Consider the following 8,146-nt stretch of genomic DNA (forward strand, 5'->3'; position numbering starts at 1 on the left):
TCTGGGGTTGAGTTGTTTTCTCGACAGAAATTCGTCTATCTACCTCTTTTGATTTGCTTATCCTTTCATAAAGGGAGCGGTAGAACCATTATTATTAGTTACTCCAGCACTAGATCCAGCTTTACAAATGGATGTAGATTTTCTCCAAGATGTAAAATCAGAAGTGGCAGATTTACCGATTATTACCATTGTAACTCAAGTAGATCGTTTACGTCCTATCCGTGAATGGCAACCTCCTTATAATTGGGAAAAAGGAGAAAAACCAAAAGAGATTTCTATTCGAGAAGCGACAAAATATCGCCAACAACTATTAGGAAATTTCGCTAATTTAGTTTTACCTGTCGTTACGAATGATCCAAAAACTAATCGAAATTCTTGGAATATAGAAGCTTTATCTTCAGGACTATTAGCAGCAATAGATCCGGCTAAACAATTACGGTTAACTCGCTTTTTACGGAATTTAGAAACTCGCACCACAGCAGCAGCTAATATTATTGAGCATTACACATTTCAAATGACAACTACCCAAGGAATTACTGCATTACTAAAAAGTCCCGTTTTGCAATTTATTTCCACATTATCCACAGGTTCTCCTACTCTGGCTTATTTACTCGCAGAACAAATTCCCATTGAACAATTACCCATAGTAATTGGTAAATTACAAATGGCTTATGAACTTTTTCCCCTATTAAATATAGACAATTCAAAATCCCGCAACTTTGATTTATTATCCCTGTGGCCATTGTTGTTAGAAAACCCATCTACACCAGATCGTAATGCTTGGGCTTTTGGTCATGCTTTAATAGAATATTGGACGCAAGATTTAACAATTGAACAATTGCGAACCAGATTTAATTATTATCTTCAACAGTGAAAAATTAGAGATTTTTTATGTGATTCTTTCATCCGCGTGAGTAAAAATTATCACACTAAATATTTAGGAGATATCTATGACCAGGGATAGTAATACAAAGTTGAGTTAAGAGATATTATTTGTTCAATAGTAGTTAACAAGTGACCCGAAAAATATCTTTTTTTCCTCTGCGGTTTAAGAAGTAATTTATCGAACCACAGAGGCACAGAGGACGCAGAGGAAAGAGGTTTAATTTCCAGCTATGCACCATCCTTTACTGTTGATTTTCGTTAAAATCACGATTTTTTCTTTGATGTTAGCCATAGGAAGCAATCTCTGTTTTGAAGAAATGCTTTCCCTATGGCGAAAACCTGCTTTACTATTCCGTGCGCTTTTAGCCGTTGTGGTGCTAGTTCCTCTAGTGGTTATTGTCCTGCTAAAACTGTTTAACTTACCCCCAGAAGTAATGACAGGATTAGCCTTGTTAGCGGCTTCTCCAGGTGCGCCTCTGACCACAAAACGAGCGCAAATGGCTGGATGTAGATTTTCCTACTCAGCGAGTTTTCAGCTAACCCTCGCTATACTTGCAGTCTGCGTTACTCCTATTACCTTGGAAATTTTTGTCACCCTATTTGAGAATATTTCAGAAAAAGTGACAATTTTAGAAGTTACCCGACAAGTGATCATGGTACAGTTATTGCCTGTCAGTATCGGTCTGTTGCTGCAAAAGTTTGTGCCTCAATTTGCCGAAAATATCGCCCAACCCTTAAATTTTATTGCTAATAGTCTTTTTTTCGTACTGGTTGTTTTAGCTGGTATTTTAGGGATTCCTCTATTTTTCAAAGTTTGGGGATTACCAATGGTTGTAATTACCATCATGGTAATTGCCTCTCTAATAATAGGACACAGTTTAGGAGGTAACAATGATGATACACGACCGATTTTAGCAATTTCCTGTATTGCTCGTAATGTTGGTTTAGCCTTGTTTATCGCTATTTTGAATAACGTAGAACAAAAGGTAATTCCCACACTCATAGCTTATGTAATTTTAGGAGCATTTCTAGGTAGTTTTTACTCAATTTGGAATAAACGCAAATTAGAGCAACAACCTAACTAAATGCGGTTTTTTCCGTTACATAATGGCGGTATAAATTATGTTTCGCGCAAAGACACAAAGGAGCAAAGACGCAAAGTTTGAGATTTGATATTTTCCAATTTAATACTTTGATTCACTAAGGCTATTGTAATTAATCTCTATGCCTGGAGCGTGAGAAAAGCTAAATTATGGCATTATTTGAACAGCTAGAGAGCGGGTTATCATTTGTTGTGACTTTGCTCAAATTCTTACTAGAATTAATTTCTGTTTTTTGTATTTTATTGGGTGTATTAAAAAGCGGAAAAATAGCGATTTCTCTAAATCATCATCATAGTCAAAACCGATTTCTGCAAATCCGGCTCAACTTTGGCATTTGGCTAGTGCTGGCATTAGAATTTCAATTAGGAGCAGATATTCTTTCCACAACCTATCATTCAACATTTGAGTCTCTAGGAAAACTAGGAATTGTTGCCTTAATTAGAACTTTCCTCAATTATTTTCTGAATCAAGAACTCAATAAACAACAATAAAAGTAATTATGGTTCTACCGTTCCCCTTATGATCAAACATCCTTTTAATATATCCAAAACCATTGGTGTACATGGGTTTAATCTAAATTAATAAGGGGGTTTCAGGGATATTTTACCGAAAATATCATAAAGGGAGCGGTAGAGCCGTAATTATTCAGAGGTAATTTACAGGCACATTCTAACACAATGAATCAGCCACTTATCAAATCAGAAACACCTGAACAATTGTCTACCAACGATTTAGCGGAAGATCGGACAGAACTAGCTAAATACCGCAGCCGAGCAGCAGCAGATCGTACATTAATGGCGTGGATACGCACCTGTCTTTCCTTAATTGGTTTTGGTTTTGGTATCCCCACCATTGTTAGAGCGATTGAAAATACTCGTCTGAGTCATCACCTTAACCCAGTCAGATTTTCGGTGATTGTGGGACTGTCTTTTATTGTTACAGGAATGTTGGGAATGGTTTTAGGGTTGAGAGAACATCGTCAGTTACTTAAACAAATTCAAAATAATCGCTATACCTACGAAACCTCTCACAGTGCGGAAATTATCGGAGTGGCTTTACTTGTAATTGGCTTAGTTAGTTTTCTTGGTGTGATAATTCGGGCAATGAATTTTTAAAGATTTAAGATATATAGCAACTTACGTTACTAAGGGCAATTGTAATGGTATACCTACTTAAGTTATGAATAGGGTGATGATAAATAATCCAATTGCAGCACTTAATGGATTGATCATGGGCAATAGTTTAGCATTATAATAAATCGGACGGGGAATTGTTAGAGGATATTTTAAAATTATATAGTTATCTACCAACATAATAAAATGAATGAACATGACGAGCTAATAAAAAAAATTGAGCAAGAAATAGATTCTGACTTTGGCTCTAATAAACTCAAAGAGATTGGCTACACACAAGCTGTATGGACTTTACTATCGGTAGTTGAGGATCATCATTTAAAGATGAGAAAAATACAACCACTGCCTGATGAGCAATTATATGCTTATGTTGATAATCTAATTAACTGGTTGTCATACCCTCTACAAGTTTGCCTTAAGGAAGCTACTAATAATTCTGCAAAACTAAATAGACAACTCATCAATGAAGATTATGGTCTTGCTCAAGAGTGGATAAAAAAATCTAAAGAATATTGGAATTTTTGTTTAATCTTTCCACTATATCACAGAGAAAAGATTCAAATTAATGTAATTGGAAGTGAACTGTTTACAACTGATTTAACTACCTTGGAACTGGAATATGAAGCATACAATAGATTGGTGACAAAGACTGGGAATGACTCAAACAAGAGGATTGATCCAAACAAAGTCATTCAGGAAATAATTTACAATACGAAATTCAATACTAAAACATTCACCGTAAACTTTAGTTCCAAGCTGGTTTCAGATTTAATTTATCTGTTGAAACAAGTAACTTTAAGCAGATATAATCTGCCTGAAGAATGGCAATTTTCAGATTTTACCATTTCACAATTCAAGTCGATATTTATAACTACCCAGGCTCTTTCATTAGCTTGGTATCTTGCTAGAGAAATGGCTGTTGACAAAGGGATACAAAGCTTAGGCTATAGCTCTTCAGTTTGGGTTGTCCGAAAACAAGAGTTAATTAGTCATATTACTAAATATAGCAAACAGCCTAAAATTACTGTTCAAAATATTTATGATAAAATTACTTTTGGTAATGCAGGAATTCGTGATCCCGATATTGCTACACAACCTCTTATAGACTTGCATAACGGTCATTACGCTATCTCACCATTTATTTGGCTAAACATAGATGCAGAGAGAAACTTATGCGTTCTCTTAAACCAAATAGAATCGGAGCAGAAAACCTACTCAAAGCTTGTTGAAAACAAAGAATCAATTCTTAGAAATGAGTTTATTAAGCTTGCTAAATCTTTGGGCTTTGATTGTAAATACGGAGTAATAGAAAAAACTGATGTTGATTTAGCGATAATTGATAGACAAAAAAGGCTATGCCTTGTTATGGAATTGAAATGGTTTATTGAGCCAGCCGAAATTAGAGAATGCGATAATCGATCAAAAGAACTTTCAAAAGGTATTAAGCAAGCCATAAAGATAGCAAATGATTACAAAAGCTGTAATAAAAAACTCATTGAACAAGTCCTACATATTGAACCTGATTATGAACTAATGACTATCGTGGTCTCAAAAAACTGGATTGGTCACTTTGATGTACAAAACTCAGAAGTTCCTATTATTAAATCTGGTCATCTAATGAGAAAGCTGGAGTCATCAAAATCTCTAGATGAAACTATTTCATGGCTAAAAAAACGAGAGTATTTGCCAAAAAGAGGGAAGGATTTTGATATCGGTCATGTAAATATTGAGTTAGGTGGATGGAAATCTAAATGGTATGGTATAAAGCTAAAGTCTATTTAGTGCGATCGCAAATCTCGCAAAATACTTTCAAGAATAGCTTTAGAGAGTGGAGTATCAAGAAATAACCCCTCCTAAAGAGGATATAGAATTTCGGGCTTTTTGTTAAAAATTAAATATTCTCAAGAGGTTAGATTTATGTCTCTGCATGAATACAAACTCGGAACTACCTTCCCCGGTGTAATCGGCCGCACAGTTGATAAATCCAGTCCAGCTTGGCCAGAACCATTACGGGCAAAAGAAGACACACCAAACGTCCTGTTTATCCTTTTCGATGATACAGGTTTTGGACAATTTGGAAATTATGGAAGTCCCATCAAAACACCCAACCTAGACACACTAGCCGCTAATGGATTGCGCTACAATAATCTACACACAACGGCACTGTGTTCTCCCACCCGTTCCTGCTTGCTGACTGGGCGCAATCACCATTCTAACGCCATGTCCTGCATTACAGAAGGGTCTACGGGTTATCCCGGAGGTAATGGGAATATTCCCTTTGAAAATGGGTTTCTCTCAGAGATATTACTCCAGAAGGGTTATAACACCTATGCGTTAGGAAAATGGCATTTAACCCCCTCAGACCAACTTTCAGCCGCCGGCCCCTATGATCGCTGGCCTCTCGGTCGCGGATTTGAACGTTTTTATGGCTTTTTGGGCGGAGAAACCCACCAATATTATCCAGATTTGGTTTATGATAACCACACCGTTAAGCCAGAAAAGACCCCCGCAGAAGGCTATCATTTAACCGAAGACTTAGCAGACAAAGCCATTAGCTTTATCGCTGATGCCAAGCAGGTTGCCCCAAATAAGCCCTTTTTCATGTATTTTTGTCCGGGGGCAATGCACGCCCCCCATCATGTCCCAAAAGAATGGGCTGATGCCTACGCGGGACAATTTGATGATGGTTGGGAAGCTTACAGAAAAAAGGTTTTTGCCCGTCAGCAAGAAATGGGGATTGTTCCCGCAGATGCTGAACTTTCTCGTCATGATCCCAATGTCCCGCACTGGGATTCCCTCCCAGCCGCCGAAAAACGGCTTTATGCTCGGATGATGGAAGTATATGCTGGTTTTTTAACCCATACTGACTACCATATCGGTCGTTTACTCGATTTCCTTAAATCTATCGGTGAATTCGAGAATACTGTCATTATGGTGATCTCGGACAATGGCGCAAGTTCGGAAGGAGGACCGACTGGTTCAGTAAATGAGAACCTGTTTTTTAACAATGTGCCAGAATCCCTAGAGGAAAATCTCAAAGCATTGGATAAACTAGGCAGTGCAGAAACCTTTAACCATTATGCTTGGGGCTGGACTTGGGCAGGGAATACGCCTTTTAGGCGCTGGAAACGGGAAACCTATCGGGGGGGAATTAGTGACCCTTTAATTGTGCATTGGAGTCAGGGTATTGAGGCTAAAGGGGAAATTCGGACTCAGTACGCTCATGCCATTGACCTTGTACCGACGGTGCTAGAATTACTGGAAATTGCACCACCGACAACGATTAAGGGTGTGACTCAATCTCCCATTGAAGGTGTCAGTTTTGCCCATACTTTTAATCATAGTACCGCACCTACTAAGCACCTGACCCAGTATTTCGAGATGATGGGACATCGTTCTCTTTACTATGATGGTTGGCGGGCGGTTTGTCCTTGGCCTGGTCCTTCATTTACTGAAGCGGGGCAATTTTTTGGTGAGGCGATTTCGGCGGAAACTCTAACGGATTTGGATACTCATCATTGGGAACTGTATCACGTCGCCTCAGATTTTGCGGAAAATCACAATATTGCGGCTGATAATCGTCCTAAGTTGATTGAGATGATTGCTACTTGGTATATTGAGGCTGGCAAGTATAATGTGTTGCCTGTGGATGGACGTGGTGTGCAACGATTCGCGGAGGAACGCCCGCAAATTGCTGTCAATCGTAGCCGCTATGTTTACTATCCTGATACTCAAGCGATTCCCGCCGGTAGTGCAGTGAGGGTGTTAAATCGTCCCCACAGTATTACGGCTGATGTGGAGATTCCCCCAGGTGGCGCGGAAGGGATATTACTGGCTCATGGGGGTAATGATAGTGGCTATTCTTTCTATGTCCAAAGTGGTAAACTGCACTGGGTTCATAATTATGTGGGGCGATCGCTCTATCATGTTGAATCTGGGTCATCTGTGCCGGTAGGTCGTCATCAGTTGCGTTTTGAGTTTAAAGTTACTGGTCAACCAGATTTAGCCAAGGGGAAAGGAACGCCAGGACGCGGCCAATTGTATATTGATGAGAAATTGGTCGGGCAGATTGATGTGCCTGTAACTACTCCTTTAGCATTAGGTTTGACCAGTGGTGTCACCTGTGGAATTGCCCCTGGTGCGCCTGTTACGCCGGATTATGAACCGCCTTTTAAGTTTACGGGTAAGATTTATAGTGTGATGGTGGATGTTAGTGGCGATTTGATTCAAGATCGGGAAGCTGAAATGCGGACTATTATGGCGCGACAGTAAGGATAAAATACTTTGCAGGGTGGGTTATCTGACCCACCATTGATCAAGTTATTCATGTTTATCTAAAATACTAAATATTGTTTCGCGCAAAGTCGCTAAGGAGCAAAGACGCAAAGAAGAAAATAAGGTTGGTTGGTTTTATTTTCCGTTTTAATGATATTGAATTTTTAGCGATCGCTTATTGAGAACGTAAACTATGAGCGATCGCTTTCAGGACTGCCACAGGCGATCGCAGTTCTTCAACATCAAACCATTCAATTCTTAGTTGTTTTATAGCTGTTCGTAATGTTCCTAGTTTTAGATCAAGGCTACTCTAGTCAAGAATTACTGTTGCCTCTCACACTAATCCTTCACGTTCAAGAACACGACGAATTTCTTCAAAACAGGCTTTGATGTTCCCTGGTGGAAACGGAATATTACCAATCCCTTCAACGTTTGAGAAGTTTTCACACCCTTCCTCTAAAAGAAGAATTGCACGGTGAAAACCCAAACGTCCTTGAAACAGACCAACTTCATGTATGACATTCATTCTCGCACGGAGTTTACCATCACCTTGTTCATCTTCGGCAGTCATTATCAAAAATGCGATCGCTGCATTATCTAGCATTATATGTATTTCACAACTTCGATAGAGACGTTTCATGAAACGTCTCTACATTATAATTTAGCTTAACCGACAGAAGCCCCACGACTGACCCGAAGGGCAGCGTGGGATGAATGGCGCGTGAATTAACGACAGTTTTTCGACCAATG

General features: G+C 39.0%; 6 protein-coding genes and 1 pseudogene. 6 read left to right on the plus strand and 1 reads right to left on the minus strand.

Annotated features, from left to right (window positions below; translation table 11 throughout):
* Positions 1–88 precede the first annotated feature (88 nt).
* From AN490_RS14285 to AN490_RS14310, 6 genes and pseudogenes are all read left to right on the plus strand, one after another.
* Positions 89–874 (plus strand): annotated as a pseudogene (locus AN490_RS14285) (GTPase); the annotation flags it as partial.
* A gap of 241 nt (positions 875–1,115) precedes the next feature.
* Positions 1,116–1,970, plus strand: coding sequence for a sodium dependent transporter (locus AN490_RS14290; RefSeq protein WP_271835465.1), 855 nt, complete (start codon positions 1,116–1,118; stop codon positions 1,968–1,970).
* A 167-nt stretch (positions 1,971–2,137) separates the two neighbouring features.
* The gene (locus tag AN490_RS14295; protein WP_015080033.1) at positions 2,138–2,479 is read left to right on the plus strand and encodes a DUF1622 domain-containing protein; all 342 of its coding nucleotides are present in this window, start codon (positions 2,138–2,140) and stop codon (positions 2,477–2,479) included.
* A 186-nt stretch (positions 2,480–2,665) separates the two neighbouring features.
* The gene (locus AN490_RS14300; RefSeq protein ID WP_300004468.1) at positions 2,666–3,103 is read left to right on the plus strand and encodes a DUF202 domain-containing protein; all 438 of its coding nucleotides are present in this window, start codon (positions 2,666–2,668) and stop codon (positions 3,101–3,103) included.
* A gap of 204 nt (positions 3,104–3,307) precedes the next feature.
* Positions 3,308–4,903 (plus strand): hypothetical protein, encoded by a 1,596-nt coding sequence (locus AN490_RS14305; RefSeq protein ID WP_300004471.1) that lies wholly within the window; start codon positions 3,308–3,310, stop codon positions 4,901–4,903.
* A 135-nt stretch (positions 4,904–5,038) separates the two neighbouring features.
* A complete protein-coding gene (locus AN490_RS14310) occupies positions 5,039–7,393 on the plus strand; it encodes an arylsulfatase (RefSeq protein ID WP_300004474.1) in 2,355 nt (784 codons plus the stop codon).
* 337 nt (positions 7,394–7,730) lie between these two features.
* Here the strand turns inward: AN490_RS14310 and AN490_RS14315 are convergent, their stop codons facing one another.
* Entirely contained in the window at positions 7,731–8,036 is a 306-nt protein-coding gene (locus tag AN490_RS14315) for a TIR domain-containing protein (protein ID WP_300004477.1), read from the minus strand.
* Positions 8,037–8,146 lie beyond the last annotated feature (110 nt).

It is taken from the genome of Anabaena sp. AL09 (genome assembly GCF_001672255.1).
GTDB classification, from domain to species: domain Bacteria; phylum Cyanobacteriota; class Cyanobacteriia; order Cyanobacteriales; family Nostocaceae; genus Dolichospermum; species Dolichospermum lemmermannii.